At 58.4% G+C, this 18,250-nt stretch carries 12 protein-coding genes; 9 read left to right on the top strand and 3 right to left on the bottom strand.

Annotated features, from left to right (window positions below; translation table 11 throughout):
• Positions 1-27: 27 nt before the first annotated feature.
• The gene (locus JKL45_RS14020; protein ID WP_201861829.1) at positions 28-1,446 is read left to right on the top strand and encodes a M20 family metallopeptidase; all 1,419 of its coding nucleotides are present in this window, start codon (positions 28-30) and stop codon (positions 1,444-1,446) included.
• A gap of 325 nt (positions 1,447-1,771) precedes the next feature.
• Here the strand turns inward: JKL45_RS14020 and mmsB are convergent, their stop codons facing one another.
• The 3 genes from mmsB to chvE all read right to left on the bottom strand — a co-directional run bounded on the left by mmsB (position 1,772) and on the right by chvE (position 5,660).
• On the bottom strand, positions 1,772-2,971 hold the full coding sequence (gene mmsB / locus JKL45_RS14025; protein ID WP_201861831.1) for a multiple monosaccharide ABC transporter permease: 1,200 nt from the start codon (positions 2,969-2,971) through the stop codon (positions 1,772-1,774).
• A 1-nt stretch (position 2,972) separates the two neighbouring features.
• Positions 2,973-4,502, bottom strand: a complete 1,530-nt coding sequence (mmsA, locus tag JKL45_RS14030; protein ID WP_201861834.1) for a multiple monosaccharide ABC transporter ATP-binding protein — start codon at positions 4,500-4,502, stop codon at positions 2,973-2,975.
• A 93-nt stretch (positions 4,503-4,595) separates the two neighbouring features.
• The gene (chvE, locus tag JKL45_RS14035) at positions 4,596-5,660 is read right to left on the bottom strand and encodes a multiple monosaccharide ABC transporter substrate-binding protein (protein ID WP_201861836.1); all 1,065 of its coding nucleotides are present in this window, start codon (positions 5,658-5,660) and stop codon (positions 4,596-4,598) included.
• A 1,102-nt stretch (positions 5,661-6,762) separates the two neighbouring features.
• On the opposite strand from chvE, the gene JKL45_RS14040 reads away from it, so the two are divergent.
• The 8 genes from JKL45_RS14040 to hemN all read left to right on the top strand — a co-directional run bounded on the left by JKL45_RS14040 (position 6,763) and on the right by hemN (position 18,139).
• On the top strand, positions 6,763-7,569 hold the full coding sequence (locus tag JKL45_RS14040) for a cytochrome c oxidase subunit II (RefSeq protein WP_201861837.1): 807 nt from the start codon (positions 6,763-6,765) through the stop codon (positions 7,567-7,569).
• A 60-nt stretch (positions 7,570-7,629) separates the two neighbouring features.
• Complete coding sequence (gene ctaD / locus JKL45_RS14045; protein WP_201861838.1) at positions 7,630-9,408, top strand: cytochrome c oxidase subunit I; 1,779 nt, start codon at positions 7,630-7,632, stop codon at positions 9,406-9,408.
• On the top strand, positions 9,401-10,105 hold the full coding sequence (locus JKL45_RS14050) for a cytochrome c oxidase subunit 3 (RefSeq protein ID WP_201861839.1): 705 nt from the start codon (positions 9,401-9,403) through the stop codon (positions 10,103-10,105). Before ctaD ends, JKL45_RS14050 begins: the two co-directional genes overlap by 8 nt.
• A 14-nt stretch (positions 10,106-10,119) precedes the next feature.
• A complete protein-coding gene (locus JKL45_RS14055; RefSeq protein ID WP_201861840.1) occupies positions 10,120-10,842 on the top strand; it encodes a heme-copper oxidase subunit III family protein in 723 nt (240 codons plus the stop codon).
• A gap of 10 nt (positions 10,843-10,852) precedes the next feature.
• Entirely contained in the window at positions 10,853-11,194 is a 342-nt protein-coding gene (locus JKL45_RS14060; RefSeq protein WP_201861842.1) for a cytochrome C oxidase subunit IV family protein, read from the top strand.
• A 1,381-nt stretch (positions 11,195-12,575) separates the two neighbouring features.
• A complete protein-coding gene (locus tag JKL45_RS14065; protein ID WP_201861844.1) occupies positions 12,576-15,914 on the top strand; it encodes a M10 family metallopeptidase C-terminal domain-containing protein in 3,339 nt (1,112 codons plus the stop codon).
• Between the two features lie 135 nt (positions 15,915-16,049).
• On the top strand, positions 16,050-16,451 hold the full coding sequence (locus tag JKL45_RS14070; RefSeq protein ID WP_201861846.1) for a hypothetical protein: 402 nt from the start codon (positions 16,050-16,052) through the stop codon (positions 16,449-16,451).
• A gap of 341 nt (positions 16,452-16,792) precedes the next feature.
• Positions 16,793-18,139, top strand: coding sequence for an oxygen-independent coproporphyrinogen III oxidase (gene hemN, locus JKL45_RS14075; RefSeq protein WP_201861921.1), 1,347 nt, complete (start codon positions 16,793-16,795; stop codon positions 18,137-18,139).
• The last annotated feature ends 111 nt before the right edge of the window (positions 18,140-18,250 follow it).

The raw sequence follows: 18,250 nt of genomic DNA on the forward strand, positions 1-18,250 counted from the left end.
CTTCCACGACCGACTTTGGAGCGAGACATGAACGTCCGAAACGAGATCTGGCAGCATGTGGACGCTGCAAAGAGCCGCCTCATTGCCTTGAGCGATCGCGTCTGGGGAATGCCGGAGGTCTGCTACACCGAAGTTCGCTCCGTTGCCGAGCATGCTGCGGAATTGCGCTATCAGGGCTTCCGCGTCACCGAGGGTGTTGCCGGCATCCCAACCGCCGTCATCGGCGAAGCGGGCGAAGGCGGACCGGTGATCGCTTTCCTGGGCGAGTACGATGCTCTGCCAGGCTTGAGCCAGGAAGCCGGCGTTGCGGAGCATCGTCCCATCGAACCCGGTGGGCACGGACACGGATGTGGGCACAATCTTCTCGGATCGGGCGCCATGCTCGCCGCTGTCGCCCTGAAGAACTGGCTTGCCGAGAAGGGCATTCCGGGTCGCGTCAGGTATTATGGATGCCCGGCCGAGGAAGGGGGCGCAGCCAAGGCCTTCATGGTGCGCGCTGGCGCCTTCGACGATGCCGACATCGCGATCTCTTGGCATCCCTACAGTTTCTGGGAGGTCGCACCGGCGCTGTCGCTGGCCAACACTCGCGCCGATTTCGCCTTTACCGGCCGTGCAGCCCATGCCGCTGCAGCTCCTCACTTGGGACGCAGCGCTCTCGATGCCGTCGAGCTGATGAATGTGGGCGTGAACTATATGCGCGAGCACATGCCGTCCGATGCCCGTGTGCACTATGCCCTGCTGGATACGGGTGGCATCGCGCCGAACGTAGTGCAGGCTTATGCCCGCGTGCGCTATTCGATCCGCGCCATGGACCTGCCCGGCATGCTCGACCTGATCGAGCGCGTGCACAAGATCGCGCAGGGAGCAGCCCTTATGACGGAAACCAGCGTCGAGATGCGGATTGTCAGCGCCGTCTCCGATACGCTTGGCAACACCCCGCTCGAACACGCCCTTCACAATGCCATGGAGGAGCTTGGACCGCCTTCATTCGACGACGCCGATCGCGAATTCGCGCGCAAGATCCGTGCAACCCTTTCGGAACAGGAGATCGCATCCGTCTATAAAGCCATCGGGCAGCCGAAGACCGATGCGCCTCTCGCCGATTTCCTGACGCCTCTCGATTCACCACGCAAGCCCATGATCGGCTCGACCGATATCGGTGATGTGAGCTGGGTTGTTCCCACCGTTCAAGCACACGCTCCGACGGTGGCAATCGGCACGCCGTTCCACACATGGCAGATCGTGGCCCAAGGCAAAATGCCGGCCGCGCATAAAGCAATGGTGCATGTCGCCAAGGCGATGGCCGCAACCGGCATGGCGGCGATCACCGATCCATCCCTGATCGCGGCCGCCAAGGCCGATCTTGCGGAGAGAACGCGTGAGACTCCGTACGTGAGCCCATTGCGGGAGGGCGTCGAACCACCGTTGGACATGTCGCGCAGTTAAGTTCTGATCGACGGGGCTCTGAGACGCCAGAGCCTCATCCGCGCCGTGGTGCTCAAGAGCGACGTGAAATATCGCTTCGTGATCGATACCGCATCCCCGGCGGCCTGACCTCGGCCGGGAGGCCATTAGCTCCTCCCGCCAGGTTCAGCCCCGTGGTCGGCAGCAAGGCTCCGTCGCACACATCGCCAACTGACATATGCCACAGGACTTGCGCCAGGGGGCGCGCTCACCCATGAGGGCTAAGGCGCGACATCTCGCAATTCGGCATGTTCGCACTGAAATAGCAGCTCCGTGTCGTACGATCGTTGAGCGCCTCCAGCCTCAATCACTTTTTCCTGTTGTACACGTCCAGGGACACAGCTGCGAGCAGCACGAGCCCCTTGATGACCTGTTGGTAGTCGATGCCGATCCCTAGAATCGACATTCCGTTATTCATCACGCCCATTACGAACGCGCCGATGACCGCCCCGGTGACCTTACCGACACCGCCTGTGGCCGAGGCGCCACCGATGAACACCGCCGCGATCACGTCCAGCTCGAACCCAAGACCAGCCTTCGGGGTTGCAGTGTTTAAACGTGCCGCGAAGATCAAGCCGGCGAGACCGGCCAGAACACCCATGTTAACGAACGTGAGAAAGGTCAGGCGCTCGGTCTTGATGCCAGAAAGCTTCGCGGCCTTCTCGTTGCCGCCGAGGGCATAGATACGTCGGCCGATGGTGGTGCGGTTGGTCACGAAGGCATAGAGTGCGATCAGCACCGCCATAATGACAAGCACGTTCGGCAATCCACGATAGGTCGCCATCAGGTAGCAGAAGGCGATCACGAGCACGGCGAGCAGGCCGTTCTTGAATGCGAAGAGGCCGAAGGGAGCCGTTTCCACCCCATGCTTGAGCTGATTGGAGCGGCTGCGGAAACTGAAGTAGATGAGTGCGGTCAGGCTCGCGATCCCGAGGAAGAGCGCGGTGTAGTTGAAGCCCTGCCCGCCGAAGACATCCGGGATGAAGCCCGAGCTCAGCCGCTGGAACACCACCGGGAAGGGCCCCACCGACATGCCGCCCAGGAGCGCCAGAGTGAGCCCTTTGAAGACGAGCATGCCGGCAAGGGTCACGATGAAGGACGGCACTTTGGAATAGGCAACCCAGTAGCCCTGCGCCGCGCCGATGAGGCCTCCCATGATCAGGCAGGCAATGGTGGTCGTGACAGGATCGAAGCCCCACCGCACCATCATCATGGCGGCCAGGCCACCGACGAAGCCGACGATGGAGCCGACCGAAAGGTCGATATGCCCGGCCACGATCACGAGCAGCATGCCGAGCGCCATGATGACGATATAGCTGTTCTGGAGGACGAGATTGGTGAGATTGAGGGGGCGCAGGAGCGTACCGTTGGTGACCACCTGGAAGAACAGCATGATGACCAGAAGCGACAGCAGCATGCCGTAGTCGCGGAAATGGGCCTTGATGAACTCCATCCACGAGGTCTTCGGCTGGGAAACGTGCAGATCGTCAGCAGTTCTCGTATCCATCTCAGCGTCTCCCGGACTTGACGATAGCGTGCATGATTTTTTCCTGGGATGCGTCGGCAATGTCGAGCTCGGCGATCAGGGAGCCCTCATTCATCACGTAGATCCTGTCGCACATGCCGAGCAGTTCCGGCATCTCGGAGGATATCATGAGAACACCTTTGCCCCCATCGGCCAGCCTGTTGATGATCGTATAAATTTCGTATTTCGCACCTACGTCGATACCACGAGTGGGCTCGTCGAGAATGAGGATCTCCGGGTCGGAGAAGAGCCATTTGCTCAGAACGACCTTCTGCTGGTTGCCACCAGACAGGTTGACCGCCTCCTGAAAGACGCTAGGGCTGCGGATGCGCATCTTGGCGCGATAGTCGTTGGCGACCGCTAGTTCCTGAACATCATCGATAACGAGATTTCTGGAAACCCCCTCGAGATTGGCCAAAGTGACGTTCTTACGGATGTCCTCAGCCAGAACGAGGCCATAGGTCTTACGGTCCTCGGTGGCGTAGGCGATCCTGTTGGAGACGGCCTTCTCGACCGTGCTCACGTCGATCTCCTTGCCGTGGAGCACCACGCGACCGGTGATGTTCTGGCCATAGCTGCGCCCGAACAGGCTCATGGCGAATTCGGTACGCCCTGCCCCCATCAGTCCAGCGATGCCGACGATCTCTCCACGCCGGATGCTCAGGTTGACGCTCTTCACGACCTGCATATGGGTGTGGATCGGGTGGTACGCCGACCAATTCTCAACCTCGAAGATAGTTTCACCGATGTTCGGCTCACGCTTAGGGTAGCGGTCCTCCATGGTGCGGCCCACCATGCCGCGGATGATGCGGTCCTCGCTGACGGTTTCCGCCCGGCAGTCCAGCGTCTCAACTGTGCCGCCATCCCGGAGCACCGTGATCGCGTCCGCAACCTTGGAAATCTCGTTGAGCTTGTGCGAGATCAGAATCGAGGAGATACCCTGAGCCTTGAACTGGAGCAGCAGGTTCAGAAGGGCGTCGCTGTCCTTCTCGTTCAAGCTTGCCGTCGGCTCGTCCAAGATGAGAAGCTTAACTTTTTTCGAGAGCGCCTTGGCGATCTCGACAAGCTGCTGCTTGCCAACACCGAGATTGGTCACGAGTGTCTCGGGAGATTCGTCGAGGCCTACGACCTTGAGCAGTTGCTTCGTCCTCGCGAACGCGGCCGACCAGTCTATGATGCCGTAATGCGCCTGCTCGTTGCCAAGAAAGATATTCTCCGCAATCGACAGGAGCGGCACCAGCGCCAGCTCCTGATGGATGATGATGATGCCAAGCGCCTCGCTGTCGGCGATCCCCTTGAAGCGGCGCTCCTCGCCTTCATAAATGATCGAGCCGGAATAGGAGCCGTGGGGATAGACACCGCTCAAGACCTTCATGAGCGTGGACTTGCCGGCACCGTTCTCCCCTACAAGCGCATGGATCTCACCGGCCTTGACAGTGATATTGACATTGTCGAGAGCTTTCACGCCTGGAAACGTCTTGGTGATTTCTCGCATCTCAAGGATTGAGTTCATTACATAACCTCAAGCGGCGCCGGGTTTGACAAGCTCTCCAGGAACGAGGAAGGACCCCACGCGGCTGCGCAGGGTCCGCTTGCATTGGGCCGGTTACTTGAACTGATCCTCCTTGTAGTAGCCGCTGCCGACCAGAACTTCCTTCCAGTTCGAGGCATCGACGCTCACCGGCTTCAGGAGATAGGACGGCACGGTCTTCACGCCGTTCTCATAGGTCTTGGTGTCGTTGACCTCCGGCTGCTTGCCGGAGAGCACGGCGTCGACCATGTTGACCGTGACTTTGGCGAGTTCCCGGGTGTCCTTGAACACCGTTGAGGTCTGCTCCTTGGCGAGGATAGACTTCACGGACTGGACTTCCGCATCCTGTCCGGTGATCACCGGCATCGGTTGCTGAGCCGTGCCGTAGCCCACGCCCTTGAGCGACGAGATGATGCCGATGCTCAAGCCGTCGTAAGGCGAGAGAACAGCATCGACGCGCTTGTCGGTGTAGTAGGCGGAGAGCAGGTTATCCATGCGGGCCTGGGCGACCGCGCCATCCCAGCGCAGAGTCGAGACCTTGTCCATGCCGGTCTGTCCGCTGGCAACCTTGAGCTTGCCGCTTTTGATGTAGGGGTCGAGCACAGACATGGCGCCGTTGTAGAAGAAGAAGGCGTTGTTGTCGTCGGGCGAGCCGCCGAACAGCTCAATGTTGAACGGGCCCTTGCCCTCCTTCAGGCCGAGCGCCTTTTCGATGTAGCCGCCCTGGAGCACGCCGACCTGGAAGTTGTCGAACGTGGCGTAGTAGTCGACGTTCTTGGAATTGCGGATCAGGCGGTCGTAGGCGATGACCTTGATGCCCTTGTCGGCGGCCTGCTGCAGCGCGTCAGAGAGCGTGGTACCGTCGATGGCCGCGATCACAAGCACCTTGGGGCCCTTGGTGATCATGTTCTCGATCTGCGCCAGCTGGTTCGGGATGTCGTCTTCCGCATATTGCAGGTCGACGTTGTAGCCCTTCTCTTTGAGCACCTTGACCATGTTGTTGCCGTCGTCAATCCAGCGTGCGGACGACTTCGTCGGCATGGCCACGCCAACAGTACCTTTATCCTGCGCCTGTGCGGCACCAAGCAGGCCGAAGGCTCCAAGAGCCGCAGCCGCCAATGTGGTCGTAAACGTCTTCAAGGTCGTTCTCCCTCTTCTTCATGCCCAGGCTTTCGCTTTTGCGCCTGGCGCGGATCAGCACCCTTTGTGTCGAAGACTTCCTGTCAGCTTGCCGCTTCAGCATACCCCAGAAGCGGCTGTCTGATCTCATTATCAAGGCAGGTCAGCTCCCGTCTGGCGACCTGCTCTGTGCAGCCTAGCAGAATGTTAGTTCAGCCTCCCTGATAATAAATCATACTATACTACTATTTCCTCAGCAGCGAGGCTGAGCCTGTCTTAACCAGTCGGCCTCGGAGGAGGCATGGCTTCGGGCCTCGGCTAGTGATCTCCCAGGGTCATCTGGGTGAATCCTCTCCGCCACCTGCCGGATAAGCTTAGCCCAGGTGCTGCTTAATGAAGGATTGTGACGCGACCCAAGACGTTGCGCCATCCCAGCAATCCTTACATCCGGATACCAAGAAGGGTCTAATCCAGATTACTGGATGCCTCGTTCCGGTGGTTCTGCGCTGGGCAATAGAGGCGCACGTAAAGGAGGGCAAGCTCCGGATATCCCAGCGGGCAAGCGCCTCAACGGGCAGTTCTTAGAGAGAGTGGGCCGACCTTGGCTTCTCCCTGCGACGCTCGCCTTGGGGTCTGGAACCACCATCACCGAGATAACAGGGTACCTTGCGACTGTGGCAGAGCAGAACTGCTCACCGGAGCTACAAGCTGTCTACCATTGCCGGCACGGCCGAATGCGGCCTAGGGGCCATCACCTCGAAATGACAGCACTCATGCTTTTTGGGGCCCAACCGCCCAGACCAGATACGCTCCTGACGGGGAGCCCCTGGCCCTGAGGAGCGTGAGAATCGACAATCAAGGTTGGGCAGGCAGCATGGAACAATGTAAAAAATAAGAGATGAGGAGCATTCAGATACAAGAGGCCGCGGCCTGCGAATTGTTGACCAGCTCAGCCATTAGGTATAATTTTGGCTTACTTGACAGGCAAGCGTAGCAAGCAATTCTTGCGACGAGTACCCTGGAAGAATTAGTGCGATATGACCTAAAGCAGCCTGATGCCTTAGGTGAGAAGTTATTGCCTTCTGTTTCATGCCGAAAGCCACTTCGGCAAGGATGAACGGGGATGGCTGTAGCGCTCATACTGGTTCTGATCGCTGTAGGCTCGGTGGTTTTCCATCTTGTGAGCCCCTGGTGGTGGACGCCGATTGCGTCGAACTGGGGCTATATCGATAGCACTATCGTCATCACATTCTGGATCACGGGCGCGGTTTTCGTCGCGATCGTGCTTTTCATGGCTTATTGCGTCTACCGATTCCGTCATCAACCAGGCCGGCGGGCCCACTACGAACCCGAAAGCAGGCGCTTGGAACTGTGGCTCACTGTCGGCACCGGCGTCGGCGTCGCGGCCATGCTGACGCCAGGCTTGTTCGTTTGGAGGCAGTTCATCACCGTTCCGGCGGATGCGACCGACATCGAAATTCTCGGCCAGCAATGGCAGTGGAGCTTTCGCCTTCCCGGTCCGGATGGTCAGCTTGGCATTGTCGACACCCGCCTTGTCAGTGCTGACAATCCCTTGGGCGTTAGCCGTGAGGATCCGAAGGCCCAGGATGACCTGATCGTCGAGGGCGGCGAGCTACGCCTGCCCGTCGGCAAACCAGTCAAGGCGCTGCTGCGCTCTGTCGACGTTATCCATAATTTCTACGTCCCCGAAGTGCGTGCGAAGATGGATCTGGTGCCTGGCCAAGTATCCTACATCTGGTTCACGCCGACGCGGACCGGAACCTTTGAGATCCTGTGCGCCGAACTCTGCGGCGTCGGGCACCCCCAGATGCGGGGAAAGGTCGTCGTGCAGGAGCAGGGCGACTACCAGGCCTGGCTGCAAGATCAGCGGTCTCGCAGCTTTGCGCGTCTAATGCCTGAGGCTCAATAAAGAATCGCCGATCATGGCAAGTAAGCAAGGGGCGAAGAAGACGATCAGGGAACGATCCCAATGGTTGATGTGCCCCTCGATCATGCCGGAACGGGACCCGATGTGGTTGCCGGTGATGTCGAGCTCTACCACCCGCACAGCTGGGTGACGAAATACGTCTTCAGCCAGGACGCGAAGATCATCGCCATCCAATATTCTCTCACCGCATTGACCGTTGGGCTAGTCGCGCTCGTGCTCTCATGGCTGATGCGCCTGCAGCTCGGTTTTCCCGGCGTCTTCTCGTTTATCGACGCGAACGCTTATTATCAGTTCATCACCATGCATGGAATGATGATGGTGGTCTACGTGCTGACTGCACTCTTCCTCGGAGGTTTCGGCAATTACCTCATTCCCCTGATGGTTGGCGCGCGCGATATGGTCTTTCCCTATGTCAACATGTTGAGCTTCTGGGTGTACCTGCTCGCCGTGCTCATCCTCGTTGCAAGCTTCTTCGCGCCGGGCGGGCCTACTGGCGCCGGTTGGACCCTGTATCCGCCACAAGCGATCCTATCCGGTACGCCGGGAGGGCAGGACTGGGGCATCATCCTCATGCTCGTCTCGCTGATGGTCTTCATCATCGGTTTCACCATGGGTGGCTTGAACTATGTGGTAACCGTGCTGCAGGCGCGGGCGCAGGGGATGACCTTGATGCGCATGCCGCTGACGGTATGGGGCATCTTCACTGCAAGCTTCATGGCACTCCTGGCCTTTCCGGCCCTGTTCGTGGGTGCCGTGATGATGCTGTTCGACCGGGCGCTCGGCACCAGCTTCTTTATGCCGGCCATCATCGAGATGGGCCAGCCCTTAGACCGCAGCGGCGGAAGTCCGCTGCTCTTTCAGCACCTGTTCTGGTTCTTCGGCCATCCGGAGGTATACATTGTCGCCCTGCCGGCGTTCGGGATCGTGTCCGACCTGATCAGCACCCATGCGCGGCGCAATATCTTCGGCTATCGAATGATGGTCTGGGCTCTCCTGGCAATCGGCGCTCTCAGTTTCGTCGTGTGGGCTCACCACATGTATGTGAGCGGTATGGACCCGTATTTCGGATTCTTCTTTGCCACCACCACGCTCATCATTGCCATTCCAACCGCGATCAAAGTCTACAATTGGGTTCTGACTCTCTGGCGCGGCGACATCCACCTGAACGTTCCCATGCTGTTCGCGCTCGCGTTCATCGTCACCTTTCTGAATGGGGGCCTGACAGGCTTGTTTCTCGGCAATGTCGTCGTGGATGTACCGCTCTCCGATACGATGTTCGTCGTTGCGCACTTCCATATGGTCATGGGCGTCGCTCCAATTCTGGTGATTTTCGGTGCCGTCTACCATTGGTATCCGAAGGTGACCGGCCGCATGCTGAACGATACGCTTGGAAAGCTTCACTTCTGGGTTACTTTCCTAGGAGCTTACGCGATCTTCTTTCCCATGCACTATCTTGGCCTCATGGGAGTTCCGCGCCGCTATTACGAGATCGGCGACATGGCCTTCGTTCCTGCATCTGCCCACACGCTCAACGCCTTCATCACCATTGTCGCGCTGATCGTCGGCGCCGTTCAGCTTGTCTTCGTTTTCAATCTCTTCTGGAGCCTGCGTTCCGGCAGGCCTGCTGGTGGAAATCCCTGGCACGCGACCACGCTGGAGTGGCAAACCCCTGAAACCCCACCTCCGCACGGCAACTGGGGCAAGGATATGCCAGTCGTCTACCGCTGGGCCTACGATTACAGCGTTCCGGGCGCACCCGTCGATTTCCTGCCTCAAAACCAGCCAAGCACCCAACTCGCTCCAGGTGCAGCTCATGGGTAGCATTCTCATTGTCCTAGGCGTCCTAATTGCTATCGGTGTGTGGTGGCTCTCGCGTCAGGGAGTGATGACCAAACCCTGGCTGGAACAAGGGGCTACAGTTGCCTATGCCCCCCTGGGAGGCGTGGACCCAGCGGTCGCCAGGACAGGGCTCAGGGTTTTTCTGGCCGTGGTCGGTTCTCTCTTCGCGCTTTTCATCAGCGCCTATGCAATCAGGATGCAGATGCCTGACTGGCGCGACGTGCCCCTGCCCAACGTGGTGTGGCTGAACACTATCATGCTGATCCTAAGCAGCATCGCCTTGCACGACGCGGGAAAGGCAGCCACCCGGAACGATGGTGCTGCCCTGAGACTAGGGCTCCTTGCAGCTGGCGTGACGGCGCTGGCTTTCCTGTCAGGGCAGCTTCTGGCTTGGCACCAACTGACGACAGGCGGCTACCTCCTTGCTTCGAACTCCGCCAATGCTTTCTTCTATGTCCTGACGGGAGTTCATGGCGTACACGTGATCGGCGGTATGGTGGCCTTGAGCCGAGCGATCGCCGCTGCATGGCGCGACGCCCCGCCTGAGCGGCTGCGGCTGAGCGTGGGGCTCTGCGCTACCTATTGGCATTTCCTGCTGTTCATTTGGCTCGTCCTCCTGAGCATCCTGACAGGATGGGCCGGCACCGCCATTGACCTTTGCCGGCAAGTATTAGGCTAGGAGGAATGCACGCCATGGCAGAGCAAGCCTTCTCTCCCCTCGCGACAACCCAGAACGATCCTTCGGGACTGCGCAGCATCGCGAGTGACTTCTCCTCCGACAGGACTGCCTTCAGGAACGTGTCTTGGGGCAAGGCAATGATGTGGATCTTCCTGCTCAGCGACACTTTCGTTTTTAGCAGCTTCCTGATTGCCTACATGACCGCCAGGATGTCCACGACGGTCCTATGGCCGAATGCAAGCGAGGTTTTTGCCCTGACGATCGGAGGCATGACACTGCCCCTCATCCTGATCGCCATCATGACCTTCGTCTTGATCAGCAGCAGTGGCACCATGGCCATGGCCGTCAATTTTGGTTATCGCCGCGACCGCAGGAAAACCGCCACCCTAATGCTCTTGACGGCGTTTCTCGGCGCCACCTTCGTTGGCATGCAGGCTTTCGAGTGGACTAAGCTAATCCATGAGGGGGTGAGGCCGTGGTCCAACCCGTGGGGAGCGGCCCAGTTCGGATCGACATTCTTCATGATCACCGGCTTTCACGGCACCCACGTGACCATTGGCGTGATCTTCCTTCTGATTGTCGCAAGAAAAGTCTGGCGCGGTGACTTCGATCACGAGCGAAGAGGTTTCTTCACGAGCCGGAAGGGACGGTACGAGGCCGTGGAGATCATAGGCCTCTACTGGCACTTCGTGGACCTGGTATGGGTCTTCATCTTCGCCCTCTTCTATCTCTGGTAGGGACCAGACCATGGCACAGGAAACGGCACTTCGCCCCGCGCAGGGACAGCAGCATCCCATCAGGCTCTACCTTGTCGTCTGGGCATGGCTGTTCATTCTGAGTGCCTGCTCATACCTCGTCGATTACTTCCAGCTGGAGGGCAGCCTTCGCTACTCTCTGATCCTCTTGTTCATGCTGCTCAAGGCCGGTCTCATTGTGGCGGTATTCATGCACATGGCCTGGGAGCGCCTATCCCTCGTCTATGCCATCCTGGTCCCGATCAGCGCCGTTCTGGCCTTCGTCGCGATCATGGTGCTTGAGTCGGACCACACATTGCTGTCGCGCCTCACGTTCTTCGCACCTGGATCGTGAGCTTCCGATCGCTTCATGGTCGGATATGCCAGCGTATCGCTTGCACCGGCGACAATATCAAACTGGCCCATAGTCCGGACCTCCAGGGATGAACCTTGGCAGTCTGGGCACAGACGGGATGCTTCGTATTCGACGGCCTCGCGCAGCCGCGGCCTCGAAGCTTGATCATACTTCCAAACGGGGCCTGCATCGCCTGGAAATGCCTAATCCAGCTGCACGACTGTCGATGAGGCCCCGGTATACCTATCCTTGGCATGCGGAGTCCATGGTAGAATGCATGGCCCTGACAACAGGAGAGCTCCGTGGATTCTGGCTTTGCCCTTATCTGGATTGGCGCTTTGCTCATCATTGCCGGCGTGGTTTATGCCGCAAGTCAGGCTCTCTGGAGAGGTCGGCTCAGCGATGCACGGCGGAGCGGGACAGAAAGTCAGCGGGCGAGTCTGGAGCCGCAGCAGTACCCAAGATCCTTCAGCCTCATGATCCATTGGCCGGCTATCGCTCTCATTCTCCTCGGCAGCATTCTCATCATGATGGACATGGTCCTTTGACTTATGCCTAGGGACAAATCTCTCAAATCCATGCTGGAGATTTAGCGATAGTCGACGAATGAAATGTTATTCCAAAGAGGCATCTTCAGCATAAGGTTTACTATCAGCCTCATCACAGGTTCAAAGGTCGTTATAATGCTCAAGGCTTCTGCCGGACATGCAGCGGCGATCAGCATAAGGGCTTCGCATACCAGAAGGCAGCAGCTACGCGGGCACCGGATCCCTGGCTTTGTAGGCTCGATCAATCCCCGAACTCAGCGATGTCGCACCCCGCTCCCGATCTTGCAATCTAATATCGTCGGCGAAATACCCCTACCTTATAAATTGAATTATCCATTTAAGGTCAAATCACTAGGGGGATTATACTAAGTTTGAGTCAGGCTTCTGGTGTCACGAACAATTCTTCTAGAAGAGGCTTGACCCAAGTCCCTATTTCGATGCGGCATTTGGTAGCATACCGCACCAGATTTGATCGTGCCTGTCAGATGGGCTCCCGCTCGAATTCGAGGGTGAGATCAATTTGTGAGTTGAAGAGAAATCGAAAACGGAAATCCTTTGGACCGCTCTGTGCTGCAAGTGAACTTGCATACATACGCACATCAATGATCACGCGCACGCTCCGTCTCAACGCGCGCACATCCTCAGCATGAGCTTGGGTTCTCCTCCTGACAAATAAGGTACTCCTTTGGGGGTAGACAAGTCGAAGATTCCGGCCAGATTATCAAAAAGCGTGAACGCGCTGACAGGCAGGTAGACGCCGTGCCTGAGGGAAAATTGGTAGCTGCAGAACGGCACAGCCGGAATCTGCGCACAGTCGTGAGAGGAACCCTACGATGCCGAGTCCCAGTCAAACGAGCGATCAGTGGTGGGTTAACGATCAGACACCGGATAATCCTTATGGCAAGAGCGAAGACTATGAGGCCTTCCTTGATTATCTCGGTGCATTGCCTCGCAGCCTGACGCCCGAGATCGCCGCGGGAACGCTGAGGATTAACGTCTACGAACTCAACGATCACCCTGATTACAAGGCTGCCGCGATCGGCGCCTTACAAATGTGGTCGTCTGTCACTCCTCTGAAATTCGAGATCGTGGATGACGCGCCATTCAATAGAGCAACGGATTGGATAGAGGTTGTCAGCCCCGAGCTTGGTGAAGAGGATGATGGCAGCGCCTATTCGAGCAATCGCTATGTCAGCATCGGCCAGCGTTTCCACGATACGGAACCCAATAAGACCGATCTCGGCGGTTACGTTTTCGATTCCTTCGTCCACGAATTCGGCCATGAATTTGGCCTCAATCATCCGGGGCTCTACAATTATAGCGGCCCCGGCGGCGTACAGATTAATTATCTGAACAACGCAACCTGGACTTATGATCGCCAGCAATACAGCGTCATGTCCTACTTCGATGGAATCGATGTCGGTGAAACCAGCCGCTGGTCCGCAGCGACGCCGCTTATGGCCGACATTGAGGCGACCATTCGCCGGTTTTTCTCAACCGTCGACGCGAATGGAGTGCGCACCTATCAGTCTATCGACCTCAATACCGGCGACAATGTCTACGGCTTCGGCAGCACGCAGTACGGCTACAAGCTGACCTCCTCGGGTATGCAGCATGACATCGGTTTTGCGATCCATGATACCGGCGGGACCGACACGATCAACTTCTCCGGCTCGACTGCGGGTACAATCCTCGATTTGCGCGCTGGACAGTTCTCCAGTGTCAACGGGCACAGCAATAATGTGTCGATCTTCGCCGGGCACAACGCAAACGGGACTGACTATTATATCGAGAACGGCATCGGCAGCAGGTATGACGACGTCCTGATCGGCAATGATGGCGCCAACACTCTGGACGGCCGCGGCGGCGGTGACCGTATGGCCGGCAACGGCGGCGACGACATCTATTTCGTCGATTCCATGGACGACATCGTTCGGGAGGAGGCCAACGGCGGCAACGACACGGTTATCCTCCTGGCCAGGAACTTGAGGATCAGGAAGATCGCCAACGTCGAAAACATCATCTACGCCGACGTGTCGACGACGCAGCCTGATGACGACGGCGAGAGCCCACCCATCGTCGGCGACAACACGATGACCAGCCTTATCTTCGGCGATGGCGGAAACAATACGCTCGACGGCGGCGCCGGCGACGATACGGTCTTCGGCCAGGGAGGTGATGACCTGATCATCGGCGGCCGCGACTCACTCGCCAGCCGTGACATCAACAACACGATCGATGTTGAAGACCTTGAAGACCAGACCGAAAGCGACGATGGAGACGACGCGCTTTACGGCGGCGGCGGCAACGACGTCATCCTTGGCGGCCAAGGCAATGATATGCTCGATGGCGGCGACGGCAACGATACACTGAGCGGCCAGGACGGCATAGATGTATTCAGGGGTGGCGCAGGCATCGACACGGTCGATTATAGCAAGGAAAGCCCGTTCCAGCTGCTCGTCAATCTCGCTACGAATGTTGCCAGCGGCGGGACCGCCTCGGGTGACACTTTCAACAGCATCGAGAATCTGATCGGCTCAGATGACCGTATTGACCGCTTCATCGGCACATCCGCCGCTAATCATTTCTGGGGCCGAGGTGGCGGAGATTACTTCAATGGCGGTGGCGGCAATGACATCCTGGATGGCGGCAATGATGGCGACATCCTGTATGGCGAAGCCGGCAACGACACGATCATCGGCGGCTCTGGTCAAGACTACCTGGATGGCGGGTCAGGTACAGACACGGTCGTCTACGCGGGCAGCTCTGGCGGTGTGACAATAGATCTTGCGAACGGCACGGCCTACGGTGGCGACGGCGATGGTCCGGTGCAAATCGTCGGTCGAGGCACAACTATACGGCACGATATACTTGTCGGCTTTGAAAATGCCGTCGGTTCATCCTCCAATGATCGTCTCATCGGCACGGACCGGGCCAATGAACTCTCCGGCGGGGCTGGGGATGACACGCTGACCGGCGGTGGCGGCGCTGACAGATTGAACGGCGGTGCCGGCAGAGACACGGCAGACTACTCTGACGCGACGCGCGGCGTTGCACTGACTCTCACTGGAGGGAAATCCGGTGGAGATAAATATGTCTCCATCGAAAATCTTGCAGGTTCGGGATTCAATGACCGCCTGACCGGCGATGGCGCAGCCAATGTATTAACTGGCCAGGGCGGGAACGACGTCATCGACGGTGGCCGCGGCGATGACACCCTGCTGGGCGATTTCGACTATCAGGGCGACGCGGCTCCACGGCCGGGCATGGGGACCGGTTACGCCACGTTGGGATCGGACGCGACGAACAACTCGATCGCAGCCGCGTTTGACATCTCCAACAACTTCTCCCTTGCCAGCGACCCCGATATCTTCGATTCGACGACGGTGCTTCATACCACCGTCAATGCTACCGGAAACGGCAAGGGCGGCTATTACAAGATCGATCTGGCGGCCGGGACGGTCATTACGATCGATATTGACGGGATTGCCGATCCGAATGTTCATGACAGTTGGCTGAGGCTGCTCGACAGCAACGGCAACATCGTCACTCAGAACGATGATGGCGGCGGCGACCCTGGCTCTACCAGCAACCGGGACTCAAGCACTGTATTTGTCGTGGAGGAGACCGGAACCTATTACATCCTGGAAGGTAGCTGGTCGGAGACGGCGCCGGGCAATGGCTGGGCAGAAGCCATACCGGAAGGATCAACCTATGAGTTGAACGTGTCGGTTGAGTTCCCCCCCGCGCCGGCCCGGCCGGGCGTTGCGGGATCTGATAGGCTCAACGGTGGCCGGGGCAGCGATCTGCTGGATGGCGGCCTTGCAGCCGACACGCTCACTGGCGGCTCGGGAGAGGATACTTTCCGCTTCTCGACGGAACTTGGGAACGGCAATGTCGACTGGATCAAGGACTTCATCGTCGCCGACGATACGATCCTGTTGGACAACCTCATCTTTACAGACGTGGGTGGCGATGGCGCCCTTGCTTTAGGGGCATTTCACCGGAGTGCGGCGGGTGTCGCCCATGACACCGATGACCGTATCATCTACGATACCGATAGTGGCGCCTTGTCCTATGACGTAGATGGCACTGGACAAGCTGGAGCTATTCAGTTTGCGCGATTGAGCAAACACCTGAATGTTTCGGCTGCCGACTTCATTATCATCTAACTCGACCGCAGATGGGGCGCTTCCAAGCGCCCCATCTGGTACTGCAGTTGCAGTTACCTCGTCCTAAGAAGCACGAGCTGTGCGTTAACGCTGCCACCGCGCGCTTTTTTGCGGGGTGATAATGGAGAGTGCTTGATGACGCGTATGACCGCCCGCCGCACAGTACTACTGACAGCGGGAGTTGCGGCCTTCGCTACGTCCGTCGGACCAGTTGCTGCACAACCAGCAGATATTCGTGGTGCCATAACATTCGAGGGCGGCGCGGTTATCCCAGAGGGTTACGTCGAGGTTTACCTTGAAGACTCTGCCATTCGGGACAATGCGCGACGACGCATCGCGAAAACGCGCATTAAAAGTGATGGGAGATCAAGGACCATAGCCTTTAACTTGCCCTCACCAGCGAGCGCGACTGCTTCGTCGACGCTGCAGATTGTTGCGCGCTTGGAGCGTACGGATGGCTGGCTGGTCGCGCGGGGCAGCGAACAACTGGCGGCGGCTTCGCCCGTCTCTGTCACACTTAATGCAGTGATGTATTGAAGGCCGAGGCCAATGGCTGACCAAATCAGGCCGTCCCTAACTCGTCAGCGGCTCTGCGCTAGGTCCTCCCTTTGCGGTTGCCCTTTGATCCCGTCACAGGTTGTTTCAGGACAGGACGGCTTACGCTATCGGTGGCGGCCTCGATGACAGTTGGAAGCTAACCATCCAGACGAGTATCTCGCGCCCTCTTCCATTATATAAGCCTCTGACTTTATATAGTATTTACCTTATGGGCCCTTACCCTTAAAGGCCGATTGCCTCTCAAAGGCTTGTCTCTGAGCCTTGGCATTCTCTTGACCTAAATCAAGGCCATACGGATCCTGATGATGCACGTTCTGGCTATGACGCCAGAACTCATTGCCCGATACGATCAGCGTGTTCCACGCTACACCAGCTATCCGACCGCTCCGCATTTTAAGCCGGACGTCACGGCCGAGACTTACGCTTCCTGGCTTGCCGAGCTCGCGCCAGACAAGCCTGTTTCCCTTTACCTGCATGTGCCGTTCTGTGCGGAGCTTTGCCTCTATTGCGGCTGCAACACGGTCGTGACTCGCGGCTATAAAGCGGTTGCCTCCTATGTGGAGTGCCTGGAGCGGGAGATCGAACTCGTCGCGAGCCGTCTGCCTGGCCGCCTGGATGCATCCCACATTCATTGGGGCGGCGGCACACCCACAATCCTGTCACCGGAGGATCTCAGACAGGTCTCAAATCGCCTGGATGCAGCCTTCGCGGTTCGATCCGATGCGGAGATTGCTGTCGAAATCGATCCGAGAACCATCACCGTGGCCCATGTCGAGGCCCTCGCGGCCTCCGGGCTCAACCGAGCCAGTCTTGGGGTTCAGGATTTCGATCCGTTAGTTCAGGAAACCATCAAGCGGGTTCAGTCCTTCGAGCAGACGGCGCAGGTCGTTGCCTGGTTGCGGCAGGCTGGGGTGAGCGGCCTGAATCTTGATCTCATGTATGGCCTGCCATTTCAGAGCGTCGAAAGCGTCACGCGCTCCGTGGAACTGGCGCTGAAGCTCGATCCCGACCGTATCGCCCTTTTCGGCTATGCCCATGTGCCCTGGATGAAGCGCCACCAAGCCCTGATGCCCGAGCAGGCTCTCCCCGATGCCGTTGCACGTGTCGAACAACGTGAGGCTGCAGCCACCGTCTTTATGCGTGCAGGCTATGTCCAGGTCGGCATCGACCATTTCGCCAAGCCGGGCGACCCCATGGCACGCCGGCAGAAGGATGGACGGCTCCACCGCAACTTCCAGGGCTACACGACGGACGAGGCGACGGCCCTGATCGGGTTCGGCACATCGGCCATCGGCTCCCTACCGCAAGGCTACATCCAGAACGCTCCAACGACGGTCGGCTATCGCGAGGCTGTTCTGAAGGGTCGGTTGCCCGTCGTTCGCGGCGTCGCTCTCTCCGGGGACGATCGCCTGCGCCGCATGATCATCGAACGTCTGATGTGCGATTTCTCGGTGGATCTCGATGAGATCGCTTCGGAGTTTTGCTCTCCAGTGGATTTCAGACCGGAGCTTGATGCCATCGACGAACTCGCGCGGGATGGGCTTGTCATCCGTGACGGTCTGACCCTGGTGATTCCAGCCGAGGGGCGCGCTCTAGTCAGAAATGTCTGCGCCGTATTCGACCGCTATCTGGAAAACGGCACCCAGCGACACTCCCGCGCCCTGTAGGTGCCGGGCACAGGCAAACGGCCGTTTGATCTGCATCAATGCCCCTTCCCAACCCTCTCCTTAAACAACTCTGCTGACGGCGAAGCTCACGGCCTCGCCGATGTTCTCAAA

It is taken from the genome of Microvirga soli (assembly GCF_016734765.1).
GTDB classification, from domain to species: Bacteria; Pseudomonadota; Alphaproteobacteria; order Rhizobiales; family Beijerinckiaceae; genus Microvirga; species Microvirga soli.

Excerpts from the sequence above, each read along its gene's own strand:
- JKL45_RS14020 (WP_201861829.1), top strand. The coding sequence starts at position 28 with ATGAACGTCCGAAACGAGATCTGGCAGCATGTGGACGCTGCAAAGAGC.
- mmsB (WP_201861831.1), bottom strand. The coding sequence starts at position 2,971 with ATGGATACGAGAACTGCTGACGATCTGCACGTTTCCCAGCCGAAGACC.
- mmsA (WP_201861834.1), bottom strand. The coding sequence starts at position 4,502 with ATGAACTCAATCCTTGAGATGCGAGAAATCACCAAGACGTTTCCAGGC.
- JKL45_RS14040 (WP_201861837.1), top strand. The coding sequence starts at position 6,763 with ATGGCTGTAGCGCTCATACTGGTTCTGATCGCTGTAGGCTCGGTGGTT.
- ctaD (WP_201861838.1), top strand. The coding sequence starts at position 7,630 with ATGGTTGATGTGCCCCTCGATCATGCCGGAACGGGACCCGATGTGGTT.
- JKL45_RS14050 (WP_201861839.1), top strand. The coding sequence starts at position 9,401 with ATGGGTAGCATTCTCATTGTCCTAGGCGTCCTAATTGCTATCGGTGTG.
- JKL45_RS14055 (WP_201861840.1), top strand. The coding sequence starts at position 10,120 with ATGGCAGAGCAAGCCTTCTCTCCCCTCGCGACAACCCAGAACGATCCT.
- JKL45_RS14060 (WP_201861842.1), top strand. The coding sequence starts at position 10,853 with ATGGCACAGGAAACGGCACTTCGCCCCGCGCAGGGACAGCAGCATCCC.
- JKL45_RS14065 (WP_201861844.1), top strand. The coding sequence starts at position 12,576 with ATGCCGAGTCCCAGTCAAACGAGCGATCAGTGGTGGGTTAACGATCAG.
- JKL45_RS14070 (WP_201861846.1), top strand. The coding sequence starts at position 16,050 with ATGACGCGTATGACCGCCCGCCGCACAGTACTACTGACAGCGGGAGTT.
- hemN (WP_201861921.1), top strand. The coding sequence starts at position 16,793 with ATGACGCCAGAACTCATTGCCCGATACGATCAGCGTGTTCCACGCTAC.